This window comes from Paenarthrobacter sp. NPDC090522, from assembly GCF_044769225.1.
In the GTDB taxonomy this organism is placed as follows: Bacteria; Actinomycetota; Actinomycetes; order Actinomycetales; family Micrococcaceae; genus Arthrobacter.
In genome coordinates, this window is sequence record NZ_JBIVXL010000001.1 from 320,315 (window position 1) to 341,565 (window position 21,251).

18 protein-coding genes are annotated in these 21,251 nt (G+C 63.1%); 3 read left to right on the plus strand and 15 right to left on the minus strand.

Translation table 11 applies throughout. The features are described 5' to 3' along the window. Nucleotides 1-84: 84 nt before the first annotated feature. The 8 genes from secF to pdxT form a co-directional block, all read right to left on the minus strand. On the minus strand, nt 85-1,083 hold the full coding sequence (gene secF / locus ACIQT2_RS01450; RefSeq protein ID WP_400331930.1) for a protein translocase subunit SecF: 999 nt from the start codon (nt 1,081-1,083) through the stop codon (nt 85-87). Then, nucleotides 1,083-2,834 carry a protein translocase subunit SecD gene (gene secD / locus ACIQT2_RS01455; protein WP_402942895.1) on the minus strand — a complete coding sequence of 584 codons (1,752 nt, stop codon included), beginning with the start codon at nt 2,832-2,834 and terminating at the stop codon, nt 1,083-1,085. The genes secF and secD overlap by 1 nt, the downstream gene beginning before the upstream one ends. A gap of 115 nt (nt 2,835-2,949) precedes the next feature. Next, the gene (gene yajC, locus ACIQT2_RS01460; protein WP_402942898.1) at nt 2,950-3,333 is read right to left on the minus strand and encodes a preprotein translocase subunit YajC; all 384 of its coding nucleotides are present in this window, start codon (nt 3,331-3,333) and stop codon (nt 2,950-2,952) included. Nucleotides 3,334-3,435: 102 nt separating this feature from the next. After that, nucleotides 3,436-4,512, minus strand: coding sequence for a Holliday junction branch migration DNA helicase RuvB (ruvB, locus tag ACIQT2_RS01465; RefSeq protein ID WP_402942901.1), 1,077 nt, complete (start codon nt 4,510-4,512; stop codon nt 3,436-3,438). After that, nucleotides 4,505-5,149 carry a Holliday junction branch migration protein RuvA gene (gene ruvA / locus ACIQT2_RS01470; RefSeq protein ID WP_402942904.1) on the minus strand — a complete coding sequence of 215 codons (645 nt, stop codon included), beginning with the start codon at nt 5,147-5,149 and terminating at the stop codon, nt 4,505-4,507. Before ruvA ends, ruvB begins: the two co-directional genes overlap by 8 nt. A 61-nt stretch (nt 5,150-5,210) precedes the next feature. Beyond that, nucleotides 5,211-5,786, minus strand: coding sequence for a crossover junction endodeoxyribonuclease RuvC (gene ruvC / locus ACIQT2_RS01475; RefSeq protein WP_402942906.1), 576 nt, complete (start codon nt 5,784-5,786; stop codon nt 5,211-5,213). Nucleotides 5,787-5,831: 45 nt separating this feature from the next. Further along, nucleotides 5,832-6,587: a YebC/PmpR family DNA-binding transcriptional regulator gene (locus tag ACIQT2_RS01480; RefSeq protein WP_402942909.1), complete on the minus strand. Its 756-nt coding sequence runs from the start codon at nt 6,585-6,587 to the stop codon at nt 5,832-5,834. A 3-nt stretch (nt 6,588-6,590) separates the two neighbouring features. After that, a complete protein-coding gene (pdxT, locus tag ACIQT2_RS01485) occupies nt 6,591-7,292 on the minus strand; it encodes a pyridoxal 5'-phosphate synthase glutaminase subunit PdxT (RefSeq protein WP_402942912.1) in 702 nt (233 codons plus the stop codon). A gap of 80 nt (nt 7,293-7,372) precedes the next feature. On the opposite strand from pdxT, the gene ACIQT2_RS01490 reads away from it, so the two are divergent. Further along, complete coding sequence (locus ACIQT2_RS01490) at nt 7,373-8,692, plus strand: MurT ligase domain-containing protein (RefSeq protein ID WP_402942915.1); 1,320 nt, start codon at nt 7,373-7,375, stop codon at nt 8,690-8,692. Continuing rightward, nucleotides 8,689-9,447: a type 1 glutamine amidotransferase gene (locus ACIQT2_RS01495; protein ID WP_402942918.1), complete on the plus strand. Its 759-nt coding sequence runs from the start codon at nt 8,689-8,691 to the stop codon at nt 9,445-9,447. Before ACIQT2_RS01490 ends, ACIQT2_RS01495 begins: the two co-directional genes overlap by 4 nt. Nucleotides 9,448-9,450: 3 nt before the next feature. Here the strand turns inward: ACIQT2_RS01495 and ACIQT2_RS01500 are convergent, their stop codons facing one another. Next, entirely contained in the window at nt 9,451-10,707 is a 1,257-nt protein-coding gene (locus ACIQT2_RS01500) for a CapA family protein (protein WP_402942920.1), read from the minus strand. A 73-nt stretch (nt 10,708-10,780) separates the two neighbouring features. On the opposite strand from ACIQT2_RS01500, the gene ACIQT2_RS01505 reads away from it, so the two are divergent. Beyond that, complete coding sequence (locus tag ACIQT2_RS01505; RefSeq protein WP_402942923.1) at nt 10,781-12,799, plus strand: M3 family metallopeptidase; 2,019 nt, start codon at nt 10,781-10,783, stop codon at nt 12,797-12,799. Between the two features lie 57 nt (nt 12,800-12,856). Here the strand turns inward: ACIQT2_RS01505 and pdxS are convergent, their stop codons facing one another. From pdxS to ACIQT2_RS01535, 6 genes are all read right to left on the minus strand, one after another. Next, on the minus strand, nt 12,857-13,783 hold the full coding sequence (gene pdxS / locus ACIQT2_RS01510; RefSeq protein WP_031215979.1) for a pyridoxal 5'-phosphate synthase lyase subunit PdxS: 927 nt from the start codon (nt 13,781-13,783) through the stop codon (nt 12,857-12,859). Between the two features lie 213 nt (nt 13,784-13,996). Next, the gene (gene pgsA / locus ACIQT2_RS01515) at nt 13,997-14,623 is read right to left on the minus strand and encodes a phosphatidylinositol phosphate synthase (protein WP_402942926.1); all 627 of its coding nucleotides are present in this window, start codon (nt 14,621-14,623) and stop codon (nt 13,997-13,999) included. Beyond that, the gene (locus tag ACIQT2_RS01520) at nt 14,616-15,206 is read right to left on the minus strand and encodes an HIT family protein (RefSeq protein ID WP_387437166.1); all 591 of its coding nucleotides are present in this window, start codon (nt 15,204-15,206) and stop codon (nt 14,616-14,618) included. Before ACIQT2_RS01520 ends, pgsA begins: the two co-directional genes overlap by 8 nt. 18 nt (nt 15,207-15,224) lie before the next feature. Further along, nucleotides 15,225-17,234, minus strand: coding sequence for a threonine--tRNA ligase (gene thrS, locus ACIQT2_RS01525; protein ID WP_402942929.1), 2,010 nt, complete (start codon nt 17,232-17,234; stop codon nt 15,225-15,227). Between the two features lie 131 nt (nt 17,235-17,365). Then, the gene (locus tag ACIQT2_RS01530; protein ID WP_402942932.1) at nt 17,366-20,878 is read right to left on the minus strand and encodes a DNA polymerase III subunit alpha; all 3,513 of its coding nucleotides are present in this window, start codon (nt 20,876-20,878) and stop codon (nt 17,366-17,368) included. Nucleotides 20,879-20,881: 3 nt separating this feature from the next. Next, the gene (locus ACIQT2_RS01535; protein ID WP_402942935.1) at nt 20,882-21,223 is read right to left on the minus strand and encodes a DUF6504 family protein; all 342 of its coding nucleotides are present in this window, start codon (nt 21,221-21,223) and stop codon (nt 20,882-20,884) included. Nucleotides 21,224-21,251 lie beyond the last annotated feature (28 nt).

Here is a 21,251-nt window from a genome sequence, read left to right on the forward strand (position 1 = left end):
CAGCACATGACGGATGGACCGGCAAGTCAAAGAGCCGGGCGCCTGCACTGAAGCAGGTGCCCGGCTCTTCCGGTGATAGAGTTCCTAGGCGCTGGGAACAGCGGCCTCGGTACGGCGGTGGGAGACCTTCTTGGCTTGCTTGACGAGCTCCGGCTCGCCTTGGCGCAGCCACGCGTACAGAGGCGCAGCAATGAAGATCGTGGCGGCAGTTCCGATCAGGATACCCACGAACAGGGCCAACGAGAGGTCCCGCAGGGTGCCCGCGCCAAGAAGTCCGGCACCGATGAACAGGATCGCAGCAACCGGAAGAACGGCCACCATCATGGTGTTGATGGAACGGACCAGGGTTTGGTTGACCGCGAGGTTTACCTCTTCGGCGAAAGTCCGGCGGGAAGAGGTCGCGATGTCCGACGTGTTCTCACGGATCTTGTCGAAGACCACCACCGTGTCATACAGCGAGTAGCTAAGGACGGTCAGGAAGCCGATGATGGCCGACGGCGTGACTTCGAAATCGCTCAGGGCGTACACGCCCGCTGTGGTGAACATCGTGACGAGCATGCCCACCAGGGCGGACAGGGACATCTTCCAGGTCCTGAAGTACAGGGCCATGAGGACGGCAGCCAGTCCAACGAAGACCACCAGGCCGATCAGCGCCTGCCGGGTGACATCCTGGCCCCAGGTGGGACCAACGAAGTTGGAGGTGACCTCATTCTCGGTCACGCCGTAGGCGCTGGTGAGGCCATCCTTGATGCGGTTGGTTTCGTCGTCAGTCAGCTGGTCCGTCTGGATGCGCATGGTGTTGCCGGCGACGTTCGCCACACGCGGCACGGCGCCCGCGACGACGTCGTGGACAGCCTTCTCGCCCAGGGCGGCATCGGTGGTCTTCACGTTGGAAACCGTGAACTCCGAACCGCCGCGGAACTCGATGCCGAGGTTGAAGCCTCCCTTGAGAACGGGAATCAGGATCGAAAGGACCACTGCGACAGCCGCGATGGTGAACCAGATCTTCTTGGAGTCGACAAAGTTGTACGAACGTTTGCCGGTGTAGAGCTCATAGCCGAAGGTTGCGAAGCTCGTCTTCATTACTTCTCCTCCTTGGTGCCGTTCGAGGTGCCGGTGAGCTGGCCCTTCTCGGCAAGGCGCCGTTCGGCGATGGTCATGCGGCGTTCAGCTTCGGCTGTGGCACCCGCATTCCGGGCGCGGACGTTGGCCGGCTTGTCGGCGGGCGTCCGGAGACGGCCTGCGCCACGGTACAGGGGTACTGCTCCCAGCCGGTCAGGAGACAAGCCGGAGAAACGGTGCCCTTCTCCGAAGAACTTGGTACGCGCCAAGGCCTGCAGCGTGGGGTGGGTGAACATGAAGACCACAATGAGGTCGGCCACGGCCGTGAGGCCCAAGGTAAAGGCGAAGCCACGGACGTTGCCGACGGCCACGAAGTAGAGGACCAAGGCGGCGAGGAGGTTGACGGCCTTCGATGCCAGGACGGTGCGCTTGGCGCGCTTCCAACCGTTCTCGACGGCGGAGACCAGGCCGCGGCCCTCACGGAGCTCGTCGCGGATTCGTTCGAAGTAGACGATGAAGGAGTCAGCCGTCTGGCCGATGGCGACGATCAAACCGGCCACACCGGCCAAGGAGAGACGGTAGTTCTCGGTCCAGCCCAGGATGGCGATGGCCAGGTAGGTCAGCGCACCAGCCACAACCAACGATGCCACCGTTACCAGGCCAAGGGCGCGGTACTGGAACAGCGAGTAGACAACCACCAAGGCAAGGCCAATCAGGCCCGCCAACAGGCCAAGGCGAAGCTGGTCCCCACCGAGGGTGGCCGAGATCTGTTCCTGCGACTGGATCTCGAAGCTGATGGGCAGTGCGCCGTAGCGGAGCTGGTCGGAGAGGGCCTTGGCTGTGGCCTGGGTGAAGTTTCCGGTGATCTGCGGACGGCCATCGGTGATGACGGCCAGGGCGCGGGGAGCCGAGATGACTTTGTCGTCCAATACAATGGCGAACTGCGACTTGGGGTCGTCACTGCCTTGGGCCTGCGCGGCAACATAGTACTGGTTGAGGCGTTCGGTAACCTGCTTGAACTTCTCCGTGGCGTCACCGTTGAAAACGATGTTCACGCCCCAGGAGTTGGTCACCGTTCCCTGTGCACCCTGGACCTGGGAGAACGTGGAATCGGCGATGTCCTGGCCCTTGACCTCCACCGGTCCGAGGATGTACTTGATGGCCGGCGTCTTGTCCGTCGCGGCCTCGCACGTCACCAGGGGCTTCGCGGGGTCCGAACGGTCGCGCTTCTCCGTTGAAGGATTGACGCAGTCCAGGGCCTCGAATTCCTTCTGGACCTCGGGGGTGACCCAGTTCGGATCGCTCGCGTTGGTCGGCTCGGCGGTCGGCTTGTTCAGCTGGTCGTCCGGAGTGCGGGATTCGGCGGGGACCGCAGCAGGATCGCCGTAGGTGATGACGGGGCGGAAGTTCATGTCCGCCGAGGCCTGGATGAGGTCGCGGGTTTCCTTGGACGGCGTACCCGGCAGGCTGACCACGACGTTGCGGCCTGACTGCGTGCTGATTTCGGCTTCGGCAACACCGGAGCCGTCCACGCGCTGGCGGATGATCGCGACAGCCTGGTTGAGTTGCTCCTCATTGATATCGCTGGCACCCTCCACCTTGGGCGCCAGGATCATCTGGGTTCCACCCTCAAGGTCCAAGGCGAGTTTGGGAGCCCAGCTGGCGTGGCCAGTCAGGACCCCGCCACCGAGGACTGCGGTCAGTACAACGAAAATTGCTCCAAGCCAGGTCAGCACCCTGCGGGCTGAGTTTTTGGGGCCGGTCCGTGCCATTAATCGATCTTCCTGTTATCGCCGGACAGCCGCCGGCCGACGCTGGTAAGCGTCCGCCGGCGGCTTTCCGCTGCCTTAGAAGTTAACGTGCGCGGTGTTACCGCGACTGACAGTGCTAATTGTCCTTCTTGTCCTCTTTGTTGAGGCGCGCGATGGTTTCTTCGGGCGTCTCAGTTGCAGCCGGGCCTTCAGTCTCGGCGACAGTGAGGGAAGAAGCGTCGTCCGGCACAACCGGAGCTTCCTCTTCGGGCTTGTCCACCACTTTGGTGACAGCCTGGCGGTGGACCGTGGCCTCGTTGCCCGGGGAGAGCTCGATGACAACTTTGTTCTCGGCCTCGTCGATGGACACGATGCGGCCAAACAGGCCAAAGCTGGTCATGACGTCAACACCCGGCGCAAACTTCGACTGCATCTCAGCCTGCTGCTGCTGGGTCTTCTTGTTGCGGCGGAACATCATGAAGACAAAGAGGCCAAGCATGACGAACAGCAATATGGTCATTGGATCCACAGGGAAGTTCCGTTCTGTACTTACGTTTTGTTCACGGCAACGTCCTGTGCCGAGCGTCATACCAGTCTAGAGGGAAATTCTGAACGGGGCGTGTTAACCGAGGGTGTCTACGCTCTCAGCGTTGTTTTCGTCCTCGTCAAACAGTGCCAGCTGTTCCTGGCCGAACACCCCGGCAGGCACCGCATACCCCAAGTGCGTCCAGGCCGCTGCCATGGCGATGCGGCCACGCGGCGTGCGGCCCATCAGCCCTTCCCTGACCAGGTAGGGCTCGGCAACGGTTTCCACCGTCTCCGGCTCTTCTCCGACGGCGATGGCCAGCGTGGACAACCCCACGGGACCACCGTTGAATTTGGTGATCAGGGCTTCCAGGACCGAGCGGTCCAACCGGTCCAGACCTCGCACGTCTACCTCGTACATGTCCAGGGCCGCCGCGGCCGAGCGGGCGTCGATCTGCTCAATGCCGTGTACCAGCGCCCAGTCCCGGACACGCCGGAGCAGGCGGTTGGCAATACGGGGCGTTCCCCGGGACCGGCCGGCAATCTCGGTGAACCCTGCAGAGTTGACCTTCAAATCCAGCAAGCCGGCCGAACGTCGCAGGACCAGCTCAAGCTCGGACAGCGAATAGAACTCCAGGTGTCCGGTAAAACCAAACCGGTCGCGGAGCGGGCCGGGCAATAGGCCCGCACGGGTAGTGGCACCCACCAGGGTGAACGGCGGCAATTCCAGCGGGATGGCTGTGGCACCCGCTCCCTTGCCCACCACGATGTCCACGCGGAAGTCTTCCATGGCCATATAAAGCATTTCCTCGGCAGGCCGGGACATGCGGTGGATTTCGTCGAGGAACAACACTTCCCCCTCGGACAACGAGGAGAGGATGGCCGCAAGGTCACCGGCGTGCTGGATGGCCGGGCCGCTGCTGATGCGAAGGGGTGCATTCATTTCTGCGGCAATGATCATGGCCAGGGTGGTTTTGCCGAGGCCAGGAGGGCCGGAGAGCAGCACGTGGTCAGCGCTCCTCCCACGCATGCGGGAAGCTTCCAGCACCAGCGACAACTGCTTCCGGACCCGGTGCTGGCCCACGAAATCGTGCAGGTTCTTGGGCCGGAGCGCGGCTTCAATAACCCGCTCCTCCGGTTCCTCTCCCCCGGCTACGAGGGATTGCTCAGCCACGGCTGCCTACGCGGTTGCCCGCACGGGCGCCGTCCTGCCCCAGCCAACGCAGCGTGGCGCGGAGGATCTGGGCAACGTTGCCGGAGTCCACCAATTCGGGAGAGTCGGCCATGGCTTTGTCGATGCTTCCTGTGGCGTCCTTCTCCGACCAGCCCAGGCTGGTCATGGCTGCAACCACCTGGGGCTTCCATTCGGCACTGATTTGCACGGCGGGGGTGCTTGACGTTCCCGTTCCGTGCGGGACGAGCTTTCCTGCCAACTCCAGGACCAGGCGGCCGGCAACCTTCGGGCCGATGCCCGGCACCTTGGTGAAGGCCTTGGTGTCACCGGTGTGGGCGGCTACCCGGATGGCTTCGGGCTCGTGGACGGCCAGCACGGCCAGCGCCAGCCGGGGACCGATGCCGCTGACGCCCAAGAGGACATCGAAAACCTCACGTTCATCTTCGTCAGCGAATCCGAACAGGGTCAGGGAGTCCTCCCTGACGATCATGGACGTGAAGAGCTTGGCTTCATCGCCCACCTTGAGGTGGCTCAACGTCTGGGGCGTGGCGTAGACGCTCATGCCGGCACCGTTGAGGTCGATCACTGCGGTGGACAAGCCAACGTGGGCAACCGTTCCACGAAGAAAACTGATCAAGACCCGGCTCCTGTAATTATCCGAACATATCTACGAATAGCCTAGCAAGCGCCGCCGGCTTTTACCGACCACGCCGCGCCTTGGCTTCGGCTTCCGCCCACGCCCGCTGGGCAGGAGTCAGCGACGACTGGCCCTTGGCGGAAGCCGTCCCCATGGTCCCACCTGCCCGCCAGGCGTGGGTCAGGGCGAGGGCCAAAGCATCGGCGGCGTCCGCGGGCTTGGGTGGGGCATCCAAGCGAAGGATCTTGGTGACCAGCTTCGTCACGGCCTCTTTGTTGGCGCTGCCACTGCCGGTGACGGCCGCTTTCACTTCCGACGGCGTATGCAGGGCCACCGGAATGTCCCGCCGGGCTGCGGCGGCAATGACGACGCCTGACGCCTGCGCCACGCCCATGACCGTGCTGACGTTCATCTGTGAGAACACCCGCTCCACCGCCACCACATCGGGTTCATGCAGGTCCAACCACTCATCGATGGCCTGGGCGATCACCAGTAAACGCCGGTCAAGCGTCAGTTCGGCTGAGGTTCCTACCACCCCCACTGCCACCATGGTTGCCCGTCGGTTCCGCTCGATGTCCACCACGCCGATGCCGCAACGGGTAAGGCCCGGATCGACTCCCAATACGCGAAGAGTCAAGTCCGGGCCTTCCTGTCAGTGGTGGATGTGTTGCGTTGCCCCGGCCTAGTCGGCGTCGAGGGCTGCCTGCACTTCCTCGCTGAAGTCGGCGTTGCTGTAGACGTTCTGGACATCGTCCAGGTCATCGAGCGCGTCAACCAGCTTCATGAACTTCTTGGCGCCGTCGACGTCCAGGTCCACCTGCATGGACGGGACAAACTCGGCTTCGTCCGAGTCGTAATCGATCCCGGCATCCTTCAAGGCATCACGGATGGCCTGGAGGTCCGAGGGCTCGGAGTGGATTTCCCAGTTCTCGCCGCTGTCCTTGACTTCTTCGGCGCCTGCTTCAAGGACCGCCATGAGGATGTCGTCTTCGCTCAGGCCATTCTTCGGCAGGACCACCACGCCCTTGCGGGTGAAGAGGTAGCTGACGGATCCGGGGTCGGCAATGGTGCCGCCGTTGCGGGAGATCGCGAGCCGGACTTCGGAAGCGGCGCGGTTCTTGTTGTCGGTCAGACATTCGATGAGCACGGCAGAGCCCTGCGGTCCGCGTGCCTCGTACATGATCTCGGTGTAGTCAACCACTTCACCGGTGAGGCCGGCACCACGCTTGATGGCGCGGTCGATGTTGTCGTTGGGAACGGAGGTCTTCTTCGCCTTGGTAACGGCAAGTTCCAGGCCGGGGTTGCCGGCGAGGTCCGGTCCGCCCATCCGGGCAGCAACTTCGATGTTCTTGATCAGCTTGGCGAACGACTTTGCACGCCGCGCGTCAATGACGGCTTTCTTGTGCTTGGTGGTCGCCCATTTGGAGTGGCCTGACATGCTTTACGCTTCTCCTCTGATCATTCGAATAAAGAGTTCATGCACGCGCTTCTCGCCCGTCACTTCCGGATGGAAGGAGGTTGCCAACAGGTGGCCGGAGCGCACTGCAACAATTCTAGCCAATCCATGCAAAGTGGCCGTGTGGCTTGCATGGTCGGGATCCACCTGGGCCAATACTTCGACGTCCGGACCCACGCGCTCAACCCACGGTCCGCGGATGAAGACGGCATGCACAGGATCGACGCCGGACTCCCCAGCGCTGAAGTCGAGCCCCTTGAAGTCGAGGTCCGTTTCGAAGGACTCCCGCTGCCTGCCGAAGGCATTGCGGCGCACGGTAATGTCCAGGCCACCGAAGGTCTGCTGCGGGTTCCCCTCCATGTCGGTGGCCGGATCGGCGATCTCGTCTGCCAACAGGATCATTCCGGCACAGGACCCATAGACGGGAAGGCCGTCGGCAATGCGTTTGCGCAGCGGATCCGCAACCTCGAAGATCCGGGCCAGCTTGTCGATCGCCGTGGACTCCCCACCGGGAATGATGAGGCCGTCGATGTCATCGAGTTCGGCCGGACGGCGGACGCCGATGCCCGTAGCACCCGCGGCTTCCACCGCATGGATGTGTTCACGGAAGTCACCTTGGAGAGCCAGCACGCCGATCCGGAGTCCTGCACCCACGCGTGATGAAGCGTCGGAAAGGGAATTGGTCATTCGACCATCATAGTGGCCCGGACACCGGGACCACGTCCAGGGACCGGGCTTCATGCACCAACTGGGATATATTACAGAGCATGTTTTCCTTCAGCGTCCCCCTCGGCAAAGTGGTCCGTGGACTGTCCCGGCTTCGCGGCGGAGGCTCAGCTTTTCCCGGCCTGGTGGTCGAGAAAATCGACCCCGGTTTCATGCAGCGGACCTTGGCTTCCTTGCCGCACGGCGTTGCCGTGGTCAGCGGGACCAACGGCAAGACAACCACCACCAAGATGGTGGTGGAACTCCTTGAAAGCCAGGGCCTGAAGGTCTTCACCAACCGCAGCGGAAGCAACTTCACCCGCGGCGTGGCCGCGTCGCTGCTGGGTGACGTCGATTGGCGCGGAAAGCTCGACGCCGACGTGGCCGTCCTGGAACTGGATGAGGCACATGCTGTCCATTTCGTGAACAAGGTCTCGCCGCGCTTCAGCCTCCTGCTCAATGTCCTCCGTGACCAGTTGGACCGCTTTGGCGAGATCGACAAGACTGCCCGGCTCTTGGAACACATCGCCCTCAAGACCACGGATACAGTCGTCCTGAACCGCGAAGACCCACGCGTGGCACGCATCGCCCAAGCCATCCACAGCCCCGACGCGGTCCTCCACCCGGCCATCCGCTATTTCGGCCTGGACGAGTCCCTCCGAAGCACCTTTCCCAACGATGACGACATGCGGACCGCCACCGGCACCACTTCCCCGGGGACGTCAGCCGCAGGTGACGCTCCCGCCGCCCCGGCGGCCGACGTCGTACTCCGCCGGGTAGGTGCCGACGACGCTGACTTTGAGTTCGACGGCGAGACCGTCACCACCCGGATGAAGCTGCGCGGCGTGTACAACATCTTCAACGCCGCCGCGGCGCTGTCCCTTGCCCGGGCCATCCTTGGCGCGGGCGAAGTGGACACCCCGAAGCTCGTCAAGGCCCTCGGCGAGGTGGCTCCCGCCTTCGGCCGCGGCGAAAGCCTCACGGTGGACGGCCAGCCCCTGGAACTGGTGCTCGTCAAGAACCCCAGCGGCTTCCGCCTCGGGCTCAAGTCGTTCCCCGCGGGCGGCTACGCCACCATGATCGCCATCAATGACAACTACGCCGACGGCAGGGACATGTCCTGGCTCTGGGACGTGGAGTTCGAATCCTTGCGCGGGAACGGCGTGGAAGTCCTCACGGGTGTCCGGGCCTACGACATGGCCCTTCGCCTGCAGTACGACGAGGTGCCTTTCGGCGCCGTCGAAACCGATATCACGGCCGCGCTGCGGACGTTCATCGACGGATCGCGCGGCAAGCCCAAGCGCATCTTCTGCACTTACACCGCCATGCTCGCCATCCGCCGCGAACTGGCCAAAATCACCATTGTTGAGGTGGTCTCATGACGTCGGAAACCAAAGAGTCCCAGGAAAGCCAACCGGGCAAGGGTACGTTGCGGGTCCTGCAGCTGTATCCCAAGGAGATGAACATCTACGGGGACTGGGGAAACGCCCTGGTGCTCCAGCAGCGCATCAAGTGGCACGGTTACACGCCGGAACTGCTGGAGTACAACGTGGGCGATGACTTCCCGGAGGATATCGACATCATTGTGGGCGGCGGAGGCCAGGACAGCGGCCAGGTGGGCATCCAGGATGACCTCCAGGCACGGGCCGACGTCCTGCGGGGACTGGCTGACGACGGCGCCCCCATGCTGGTGATCTGCGGCCTTTACCAACTGTTCGGGAAGTTCTTCAAAACCAGCGCAGGCCCGGTGATTCCCGGCATCGGCATCCTGGACGTCGAAACACATGGCACCAATGAGCGTCTGATCGGCAACGTCGCCCTGAAATCCGCGGAGTTCGGCGAGGTCCTGGGCTACGAAAACCACAGTGGACAGACCACGCTGGGTCCCGGCGTCGACCCGCTGGGCACCGTGACGAAAGGCGCCGGCAACAACAGTAAGGACGGCCATGAGGGCGCCCGCTACCGCAACGTAGTGGCCAGCTACCTCCACGGCTCGCTGCTGCCGAAGAACCCGGCGATTGCGGACTTCCTGATCAAGACGGCCGCGGAGCGGAAGTTCGGCAGTTTTGTTCCGGGAATGCCCGACGACGACTACGCCCGCCTCGCGCGCGAACACGCCGCACGCCGGCCGCGGTAGCGGTTACTTCTCCTTGGTGATGAGGAGTTCGTGGGCGCCGGCCGTTGCCGCGCCCATGGACTCCACCACTGCTTGCGTTCGCTGATGCGTCTCCGCGTCTGCCACTGGTGAGGCGCAAACACCCTGCGGAGCGTCACTGGCCACGGAACACCAGCGGTAGGGATCGCGGACAATCACTGATGGCGCCCAGGCAAGGTCCGAGACACTCCATGCGCCGGCGTCATTCTGGCTGAATTGTGCGCGCACCAGCAGGCCCTCGTTGTTGACGACGTACCACGGCGACAATTCCGTAATACCGTTACCCAGCCCATAGACGATCCAGGTGCCCTTGTAGTTTTCAATGGGCAGCACCGAATGGGTGTGATGGCCGTAGACCATGGTGAACTGGCCGCTGTCCACCAGCGCATGGGCCACATCCTGCTGCTGGGCATTGGGCTCGCTCGCGTACTCGTCGCCCGCGTGCATGACGCCCAGGACAATGTCCGCCCCTTGGGCGCGCGCCTGGGTGGCTTTGGCGATCATGACGGCCGGGTCCAGTTCGTCCACCAACCAGGGATACTCCGGAATCTGTCCGTTATGGCCGTACGTCCCGGCGATCACGGCAATGGTTGCCGCCGGCGTCTTGAGCATGAGGATTTCTTTGGACGCTGCCACCGTGCGGTAGGACCCGGTGTGTTTCAGCCCGGCGGCGTCGAGGGCATCCAGGGTACGGAGCAGGCCATCCGTGCCGCGGTCGATGGTGTGGTTGCTGGCCGTGGTGCATGCCTGGTAGCCGATGTCCTTGGACGCGGCGATGATCTGGGGTGGCACGTTGAAGGACGGGTAGGCCGAGAAGGGGCCTTCCGGGTTGGCCACGGGAGTCTCTTGGTGGCAGATGGCGAGATCGCTGGCGGCTACATATTTCCGTTGCCCCTCGAGGAGTGGAACAAAGGTGTAACCGGGCTGGCCGGCAGCCGCGGCGTCTGCCCGCGCCTGCTGCCAGAGCTGGGTATGGACCAGCATGTCGCCGGTGACCGTTACGGAGGTGCAGCGGAGGGTTGGACACGCCGGCCCCTTGCCGTGGGTGGGGACGGGCGTCGGGGTGGGACTCGGTGTGGCCGTGACGGGCGGCTCCGCCGCACTGCTCGTGTTACTGGAGTCATTCTCGGCGATGACCCCGCAACCGTTGAGCAAGGCAAGGAGGGCGCTGGCTGTCAGCAGCCAAGCCAGCTTTGGGACGGAGGCGCGAGCGGTCCATGTGACTTTCCCCATACCGGCCATCCTACGGCCACGGCTGCCGCCGATCGGACGCGGCGCCCTTGAGGACACGAACTTCAAATGAAAGAGTCATTTCATGACCAGCCCGAATCCCCTTCTCAGCCCGAGCCCGCTTCCCTTCGGATTGCCACCTTTTGCTGACATCACCGTCCAACACTACGCGGAAGCCGTGGAAGCCGGACTCGACCAACACCTCCAGGAAATTGCCGCAATCGCAGACAATCCGGGGCGGGCAACGTTCGACAACACGGTCCTTGCCATGGAACGTTCCGGCCAATTGCTCAACCGGGCCGCGGCCGCCTTCTTTACGTTGGTATCGGCCGATGCCACCGATGCCATCCGGGATCTTGAAACCGACCTCTCCCCCAAACTCTCCACACACCAGGACGCTGTGTTCCTCAACCGGAACCTCCATGAACGGTTCGCGGCAGTGGATGTATCCGGACTGGACGCAGAATCGGCGCGCTTGGTGGAGGAATATCTCAAGGAGTTCCGCCAGTCAGGCATCCAGTTGGACGCCACGGCGCAGGAACGATTGAAGGAGATCAACGCCGAACTCTCCCGGCTGGGCACAGGGTTTGGCCAACGGACCAAGGAAGCCATGAAGTCCGCCGCCCTGCTCGTGGACGATGTCACTGACCTGGCGGGCTTGCCATCCAGCGACATTGCCGGCGCTGCTGAAGCAGCGGCGGCAGCTGGCCACGAGGGCAAGTACCTTCTCACGCTCATCCAGCCCAGCAACCAGCCGGCCCTGGCGTCGCTCGAGAACCGCACCATCCGCCGTCGGCTCTTTGAAGCATCCTTGGCCCGCGGCACATCAGATGATTCCCTGGACGTGCGTGACCTTATTCTCCAGACCGTGCGTCTGCGGGCCGAGAAGGCACGCCTCCTGGGCTTTGCCAACTATGCCGAACTGGTGATCGACCAACAAACCGCTCCCTCGTTCGAAGCGGTCCGAGCCATGATGGGGCGATTGGCGCCGGCGGCCGTCCGCAACGCCCAAGGGGAGGCGACGGCCTTGGCTGAGCTGGCCGGGCATGAACTGCAGCCCTGGGACTGGGCTTTCTACTCGGCCCGCGTCCGAAAGGAAAAGTACCAGGTGGATGAGCAAGCCATCCGCCCCTACTTCACGTTGGAATCGGTCCTTTCCGAAGGCGTCTTTCATGCCGCAACCGCCCTTTACGGCATCACCTTCCACGAAAGGCCGGACCTGGACGGCTACCACCCCGACGTGCGCGTCTGGGAAGTCCGCAACGAAGACGGCAGCAGGCTGGGACTCTTCCTGGGCGATTACTTCACCCGGGAGACCAAACGGGGCGGCGCGTGGATGAACTCCCTCGTGGAGCAGTCCCGTCTCCTGGGCACGCAGGGTGTGGTGATCAACAACCTCAACATCACCAAACCGGCGCCCGGTGAACCCGCACTGCTGTCGCTGGACGAGGTCCGGACGGTGTTCCACGAGTTCGGGCACGCGCTTCACGGGCTGTTCTCCGACGTCACGTATCCGCGGTTTTCCGGAACCTCGGTTCCGAGGGACTTCGTGGAGTACCCGTCACAGGTCAATGAAATGTGGATCATGTGGCCGGAAGTCCTGGCAAACTACGCCCGCCACCACCAGACCGGCGAACCGTTGCCCGCAGACATCGTCCGGAAACTCAACGACTCCCAGCTGTGGGGCGAAGGCTTCGCAACCACCGAGTATCTTGGCGCGGCTTTGCTCGACGTGGCCTGGCACGTCCTCTCGGAGGCCGACGTGCCGGAGGACGTTATTGCCTTCGAAGCGAAGGCCCTGGCCGAGGCCGGAGTGGCCCACCCCTTGATTCCACCGCGGTACCGCAGCGGCTATTTCCAGCACATCTTCGCGGGCGCGGGCTACGCCGCCAGCTACTACTCCTACATCTGGAGCGAGATCCTGGACGCCGACACGGTGGAATGGTTCAAGGAAAACGGCGGCCTCACCCGCACCAATGGAGACGTTTTCAGGTCCGAACTCTTGTCCCGCGGCAACAGCAGGGACCCGCTGGTATCCTTCCGTGCCTTCCGCGGCCGCGACGCAGAACTGGAACCGCTGCTGAAGCGTCGGGGGCTGGATTAAACAACGACGCCGGACGGTTACCTCAGGAGGTGACCGTCCGGCGTCGTTGAGCTGCTTTTACCAGCCGCGCTCGGCGAGGCGGTGCGGCTCAGGGATTTCGTCGACGTTGATGCCGACCATGGCTTCGCCGAGGCCGCGGGAGACCTTGGCGATCACGTCGGGGTCGTCGTGGAAGGTGGTGGCCTTGACCACGGCGGCAGCACGCTGGGCCGGGTTGCCGGACTTGAAGATGCCCGAACCCACGAACACGCCGTCGGCGCCGAGCTGCATCATCATCGCAGCGTCAGCCGGGGTGGCGATGCCACCGGCGGTGAACAGCACCACCGGGAGCTTGCCCGTGGCGGCAACTTCCTTGACCAGTTCGTACGGGGCCTGCAGTTCCTTGGCCGCGACGTACAGTTCGTCCTCGGGCAGGGAGGAGAGCTTGGCGATCTCGGCACGGATCTTGCGCATGTGCCCGGTCGCGTTGGAGACATCGCCGGTGCCGGCCTCGCCCTTGGAACGGATCATCGCCGCACCCTCGTTGATGCGGCGCAGCGCCTCACCGAGGTTGGTGGCACCACAGACGAAGGGAACGGTGAAGTTCCACTTGTCGATGTGGTTGATGTAGTCCGCCGGGGTCAACACCTCGGACTCGTCGATGTAGTCCACACCGAGGGACTGCAGGACCTGGGCTTCGACGAAGTGGCCGATACGGGCCTTGGCCATCACCGGGATGGACACCGCGGCGATGATCTGATCGATCATGTCCGGATCGGACATGCGGGACACGCCGCCCTGGGCGCGGATATCGGCCGGGACGCGCTCGAGCGCCATCACGGCCACGGCACCGGCATCTTCGGCGATGCGGGCCTGCTCGACGTTGACGACGTCCATGATGACGCCGCCCTTGAGCATCTCCGCCATGCCCCGCTTGACGCGGTTGCTGCCCGTGACGCTGTTCGCGGACGAACCGGCTTCGTTGCTTACATCTGGAGTAGACACAAAAACCCCTATGGGTAGATAAACGACCTTTTGACCGGCGGCACGCACAGCACAGGACCGCATTCAGCGCACACCGGAGTTCAGGTCAAGGTGACCAAGTACTAGTAATACTAGTCGCAGTGGATGGGGTGGCTGTACTTGTATTACTGCCCCAAATCCCCATTTGGCCGGGTCCGGCAGGACACCTGCACAATCCGCCCGTCCCGACTCTGGTCAGATGCCAGTTCCCTTGGCCTCCGACAGGGCTTGCCGGTGGACCGTGGCCATCCTTTGGACGATGGTGATGACGCTCGCAATGGCAAGCAGGACCAGTGTTGCGAACAGAACCACCGGTGGCAGCCCAAGCCCCGTCAGTCCCGTCACGAGCAGAACGGAGGCCAGCCTCTCAGCCCGCTCAGCCAGGCCTACGCTGGCGTGGTACCCCAAGGACTCGGCCTTTGCCCGGGCATAGGAAACCACCATGCCCAGGACCAGGCAAACAACGGCGGCCGTGGCAATGGCGGGGTCTGCGCCCTTCGTGAAGAACCAGATGGTGATGCCGGCGAAGATCGCCCCGTCGGCCAGCCGGTCAAGGGTGGAATCGAGGAAATTGCCCCAGCCACCGCTTCGGCCCTGAAGCCGGGCCATGATCCCGTCCACCACGTCGGAAAAGGCAAAGATGGCAACCACCACCGAACCCCACCAGAGGTACCCGAGCGGATACAGGACCAGGCCACCCAGGATGACTCCGGCGGTGCCAACAATCGTTACCGCGTCCGGTGAAACGCCCATCTTAAGGAGCCAGCGGGCAACGGGTGTGAAGAGGGAGGTAAAGAAGCCGCGTGCATGCCGGTTAAGCATTCGACTCCCCCGGCCAGGCTTCGGCCACCAGTTTCCGGACCTCGTCCAGTGTCTGGGTAATGGCCTTGGTCTGGGCGATGATGGGGAAGAAGTTCCCGTCCCCGCCCCAGCGCGGAACCACGTGCTGGTGCAGGTGCGCGGCAATTCCTGCGCCGCCGGTGACACCTTGGTTCATGCCGAGGTTGAAGCCGCTGGGGTTGGAGACCTTCCGCAACACGCGCATGGCGGTCTGGGTGAGGTCCGCGAATTCTGCCGTCTCTTCCACGGTGATGTCGGTGTAGTCCGGCACGTGGCGGTAGGGGCAGATCAACAGGTGGCCCGGGTTGTAGGGGAAAAGGTTGAGCACCACGTAGCAGGTCCTGCCACGATGGACGATGAGCGACTCTTCGTCGGTGCGCGACGGCCCCACACAGAACGGGCAGTCGTCCTTGTTCTTGAACTGGTCCTGCCCGCCCTTGATGTAGGCCATGCGGTGCGGAGTCCACAGGCGCTGGAAGGCATCCGGGACACCAGCCAGGCCGAAATCGTCGGTTACCTCGGCGTCGCCCGGATAATCAGCTCCAGCGCCTGTGTTCTCCTGCACCGTTTCTTATCCGTTCCGTCAGTTCTCGCGGTTCTTGACGGCGTCAACGATCCTGCGGACCGCCTCGGCCACGGGCACGCCGTTGTCCTGGCTGCCATCGCGGAAGCGGAAGGAGACAGCACCGGCCTCGGCGTCTTCCCCGCCGGCAATCAGGACGAAGGGAATCTTGTCCTTGCTGGCCGTACGGATCTTCTTGGGGAAACGGTCCGAGGAAATATCCACTTCGGCGCGGATGCCCGCCGCTTTCAGCTGGTCAACGACGTCGAACATGTAGTCGTTGAAAGCCTCGGCCACCGGGATGCCCACCACCTGAACAGGAGCGAGCCAGGCCGGGAAGGCACCGGCGTAGTGCTCCGTCAGCACGCCCATGAAACGCTCCACGGAACCGAAGAGGGCGCGGTGGATCATCACGGGGCGCTGGCGGGTGCCGTCTGCGGCCTGGTATTCAAGCTCGAAACGCTCGGGCAGGTTGAAGTCCAACTGGATGGTGGACATCTGCCAGGTCCGGCCCAAGGCATCCTTGGCCTGCACGGAGATCTTGGGGCCATAGAAGGCAGCTCCACCCGGATCCGGAACCAGTTCCAGGCCGGAGGCTTCAGCCACCTCGGCCAGGGTGCGGGTCGCTTCTTCCCAGGTGGCGTCGTCCCCTACGAACTTTTCCTCATTCTTGGTGGAGAGTTCCAGGTAGAAGTCGTCCAAGCCGTAGTCCTTAAGGAGGCCCAGCACGAAGTTCAGCGTGGTGGTCAGCTCGTCCTTCATCTGCTCACGGGTGCAGTAGATGTGGGCATCGTCCTGTGTCATGCCCCGGACACGGGTGAGTCCGTGGACCACACCCGACTTCTCGTAGCGGTACACGGAACCGAATTCGAACAACCGGAGCGGCAGTTCGCGGTACGAGCGTCCACGCGAGCGGAAGATCAGGTTGTGCATAGGGCAGTTCATCGGCTTCAGGTAGTAGTCCTGCGCCGGCTTGCGCACGCTGCCGTCCTCGTTGAGTTCGGCGTCGATCTGCATCGCCGGGAACATGCCGTCCTTGTACCAGTCAAGGTGGCCGGAAACCTCGTAGAGGTGTCCCTTGGTGATGTGCGGGGTGTAGACGAACTCATAGCCGGCGTCCACGTGGCGCTGGCGGGAGTAGTCCTCCATGGCCTTGCGGATGATGCCGCCCTTGGGATGGAAGACCGGAAGGCCCGAACCGAGTTCGTCCGGGAAGGAGAACAGGTCCAGCTCAACGCCCAGCTTGCGGTGGTCGCGTCGCTCAGCCTCGGCGATGCGTTCCTGGTACGCCTTGAGGGCTTCCTTGGTGGGCCAGGCCGTTCCATAGATCCGCTGGAGCTGCTGGTTGTTCTGGTTGCCCAGCCAGTAGGCGGAGGACGAACGGGTCAGCGCAAAGGCGTTGGAGATGATCTTGGTGTTCGGCAGGTGTGGGCCGCGGCAAAGATCGCACCACACGCTGTCGCCGCTCTTGCGGTCCACATTGTCGTAAATGGTGATGTCGCCGGCGCCGACCTCCACGTTGACTCCTTCGGCGGAATCTGCGGCGTCGTTCTTCTTGCCCAGCAGTTCGAGCTTGTAGGGCTCGTTGGCCATGGCTTCGCGGGCTTCTTCTTCAGTAACGACGCGGCGGACGAACTTCTGGTTCTGGTTGATGATCTTCTGCATCATCTTTTCCAGCTGGCGCAGGTCTTCCGGGGTAAACGGCTCAGCGACGTCGAAATCGAAGTAGAAACCGTCGGTGATGTAAGGACCAATGCCAAGCTTGGCGTCCGGGCGCAGCTGCTGTACGGCCTGTGCCATGACGTGGGCGGTGGAGTGGCGGAGGACGTTGAGTCCGTCCGGCGATTCGATGGTGACGCCCTCGACGTTTGCACCGTCTGCGAGGGGCTGGTCAAGGTCCTTGAGCACACCGTCAACACGGGCAACAACAACATCGCGGCGCTCGAAGAAGAGTTCCGCGCCGGTAGTCCCCTCCGTCACCTTGGTCTCTTCGCCATCGACGATGAGGGTGATCTGTTGGGCATCTGACACGGGTGTCTCCTATTCATAGTGAAGGCTTCATAGCTTGTGGCGTACGGGGACCACAGCCAGCCACCGTCAATCGTATCCGCAACGCATGGAGGCGGCCAAAGCAGCGCGCCGGGTCTGGATGTGGCTGCGGATCAGCTCCCCAGTCCCGTAATGGCAAGGTTCCGGCTGATGCCGTCCAGGGGACCTGCATGCACCAATTCGGACGGAATGACGACGCCGGCAGGCAGGATTTCGGGGTAGGGCAATGTTTCGGGGCGGCTGAGGTCCCAGGCCTTGCTGGCACTGAGGCTGATGCCCTTGGGTCCCGTCCTCCGCGTTGTCCCCCGGATCAGCAAGAGCCTGGTGCCGAACAGGAGCGGACCCGATTCTTCCTGGGCTTCGTGGAAGAAGACACTGTCCACACACCCCGTGCCGTCGTCGATGCTGATGAAGACCACCCTTCGCCCACCCCGCATGGGCGGGGTTTGGGTAGCAACCCGCACCCCGGCAACCAGGACTTCGGATCCGTTGCGGAGGCCCAGGAGCTTATCTGCTGTGGTAACCCCCAGTTTGTCCAGCAAGGGCCGGTGGCTTTCCATGAGGTGCTCGCTGACGTCCACCGCCATCAGGTCCAGTTCCGCCCGCACCATATCCACAGTGGAAGGTTCAGGGTGTTCCGGCACCAGGTTGCGTAGTTCCACGTCTCCGATCGGGAGGGACAACTGGCCGTCAATGACATCCACGGTCTTCCTGGCGGGAGCCGCCTGCAGCGACTGGAGGTGCTGCACCAGGTCGGCGCGGTTTGCCGTGCTGCCCGAATCCTTGTGGAGATGGTCAAACGCGCCCAACTGGGCAAGCCTCTTGATGTTGGGCTTGCTGACCCTTGCCCGCGCCCGAAGATCGGCGAGTGAGTCGAAGGGTTGTCCGGCAACGATCCTCTTCAGTTCCGCCCCGGACAATCCATAAATTCCGGTCAGGCTGAGCCGGATGCCCAGTTTGCCGGCGTCCGCGCCTTCCTGGATCCGTTCCACGCGGTACTCAGCCTGGCTGCGGTTGATGTCCAACGGGAGGATGGGAATGCCCAGTCGGCGCGCCTCGGCAACCAACAGGCGCTTGGGATACATCCCGGGATCGTGTTCCCACAACCCGGCCAGGAAAGCCTCGGGATGGTGCGCCTTCAACCAGGCCGACTGGTAGGTGGGCACAGCGAAGGCGGCGCCGTGCGCTTTGCAGAAACCGAAACTGCCAAAGGCCTTGAGGGTTCCCCACACCCTGTCAACCACGTCCGGCGGATATTTCCTGATGGCATGTTTCCTGAAGTAGGTTTCCACGCCGGGTTCCTGGACCTCATCTCCCAGTGCGCGCCGGAATTCGTCTGCGCGGGCCAGCCCGCATCCTGTCATCACATCAAAGGTCTTCAGGATCTGCTCGTGGAAGACCGTGACGCCATGGGTTTCCTGCAATACGGGTTTCAGGTCGGCGTGGGGATAGATCTCGGGTGCGAACCCATGGCGGTGTTCAAGGAAGGGACGGACCATGTCCGATTTCATGGGTCCCGGCCGGAAGAGGGAGATATCGATGATAAGGTCGTTGAATTCGCGCGGTGCCATCTTGCCGATGAGCTCGCGCTGGCCTGGAGATTCGATCTGGAAGCAGCCCAGGGTATGCGTACTGCGGATGAGCTCGTAGGTGGGCTCGTCGTCGAAAGGCACGGCATTGAGGTCGATCCTGCCGTCCTCGGCGATGTAGGCCGGCCCCTCTCCCACCGGACCGACAGGGTGGTTGCCCGCCTCCACAACCGCCGCTTTGCCTGGGTGGAGCCGGATGACTTCACGGACGGCGAAAGCCATGGCACTTTGCATGCGGACGCCAAGGACATCGAGCTTGAGCATCCCCATGGGATCCATGTCGTGTTTGTCGAACTGGCTCATGGGCAGGCCCAGGCCGCTGGGCTGGACAGGTGTCCGGTCCAGGAGGGTGGCGTCCCCCAGGATCACACCGCAGGGATGCATGGAGATGTGGCGTGGCAAACGGTCCAGCCGCTCGGTAAGGTCCACCAGCAGGTCCAGTTGCTGATGGTCTTCGGGCGTCCCCCGCCCACGTCCTGATTCCACCCGTTCGGCGAACTCCCGGAGTTCGGGTTTCTCCACCATGGCTTCCCGGAACTTCCGGGCAGAAAACCGCCACAGCTGCTTGGCTATTTCGCCGATCTCGCCTTGGTCCATGCCAAGGGCCATCCCGGCGTCGCGGACAGCTCCCCTGGCCCGGTATCCGTTCTGCATGCTCATGAGGGTGACCCGTTCGGCGCCGAAGCGGTCAAAGATCTTCCGGTAGACGTTATGCCTTTCAGCGCTTTCCACGTCAATGTCGATATCGGGCAGCGTGGAACGGCGACCGGACAGGAACCGCTCGAAGATGAGGTCGTGGCGAAGGGGATCCACTTGGCTGATGTCGATCAGGTAATTGACAAGGCTGGAGGCTCCCGACCCACGGGCTGCCACCCGCACGCCCATCTCAAGGATCATCCTGGAGACCTCTGCCACGGTCAGGAAATAGGAAGCAAAGCCCAATCCGCCAATGATCTCCAGCTCATGGTCCAACCGCGAGCGCATGGTTTCGAAGGCCTTGCCACCAATCCCGGGAAATCGCCTGGTGATTCCCGCTTCGCAGCGTTGGGTCAGTTCCACCATGGGGTCCTGGGTGATGCCGATGATGGAGGCTTCGGGAACCACGGGCTTCTTCCATCCCATGTCCATCACGGGGTTCATCCGGCACTTGTCGGCGAGCGCTTCGGTGTTGTTCAGGAGTTTGTTGAGCTCGGCAGCGCTGTGCCCCGCGGCTCCCATGATTTCCTTGCCGAGCTGGTGCATGTGTTCTTTGCTCTTGAGCCACCCTTGTCCGGTGGGTTGCAGCAGCGGAGCTTCAGAGAGCTCAGGAAGTGACTTCAAGGACCTGGCGGCGTCCAGGACATCGGCGGTGGCGGCGCCGTCTTGTGCGCAGTAGCGGACGGCGTTGCTGAGGATTGCCGGGACGTTGTATTCCAGGGCGAGTTTGAGCATGCGGATGGCGTGGGCGGTGCTGAGGGGTTGGCCTGGTGGGCTGAGGTGGGAGACGATCTCCGCCACGATGGTGCCGGGCGGCATGGCGTCGATCCATTCCTTGAAGAGGGTCCTTGGCCGGAGGTATTTCCTTCCTCCCATCGCACGGCCAACATCGGAGTCGGGTCCGATCAAGACGGTAAGGACCGGTTTCAGGGTTGCGGGGTCGAGCGTCCTTGAGGCGAGCTCAGCCCTGGTCACGGCGACGGGTACCACACCTCCGGCTTTTCCCGAGGTGCGGGCATGGGCGTCGGAGACGAGACGGCAGAGGGCACGGTAACCGGCTCCGTTGGTGTTTCCGTGGGCAAGTACGACGACGCGGCCCGCGAGCTGGGTTCGGTGGTCGCCGTCATCGTCGAAGACGGCGAGGTCCACGCCGATGATGGGGTCGAGGCCGGCGTCCATGCATGCTTTGAGGTGTTTGACGGTGCCGTACAGTCCGTCGCGGTCAGTGCAGGCGAGCGCTGTGGCTCCGTCTGCTGCGGCAGTTTGTGCGAGTTCGTCCGGCCAGGAGACCCCGTAATGGGCGCTGAAGGCGGTGGAGACGTGCAGGTGCGTGAAGCTCAAGGTTCAGGCGGCTTCGTCTGGTTCCACGGCCTGGCTTGGTGCGGCATCGTGGATGCGAAGCAGCCTCCATCGGCCGCTTCCCAGATGCCGGACGAGGTCCAGGGTGATGGTTTTTGCTGTTGGCCCTGCGGTGTCTTCCTGGAGCTGGACGCGCCAGATTTCGTGATCAACCAGTCCCGCTCCAGTACCCAGCGGCGCGCGGCTTTCTTCAATCCACCATTGGCGCCGTTCGAACCACCGGACAGGTTCGGCGCATACGCAGTATTCCCGGCTTTGCCATTGAATGCGCTGGGGTTGTCCGGTTTCTGCACAGGTGACAGTGACTGACTCGCTGAACAGCCCCATTTCCACGCTCCTCGTACCACTTTTGTAT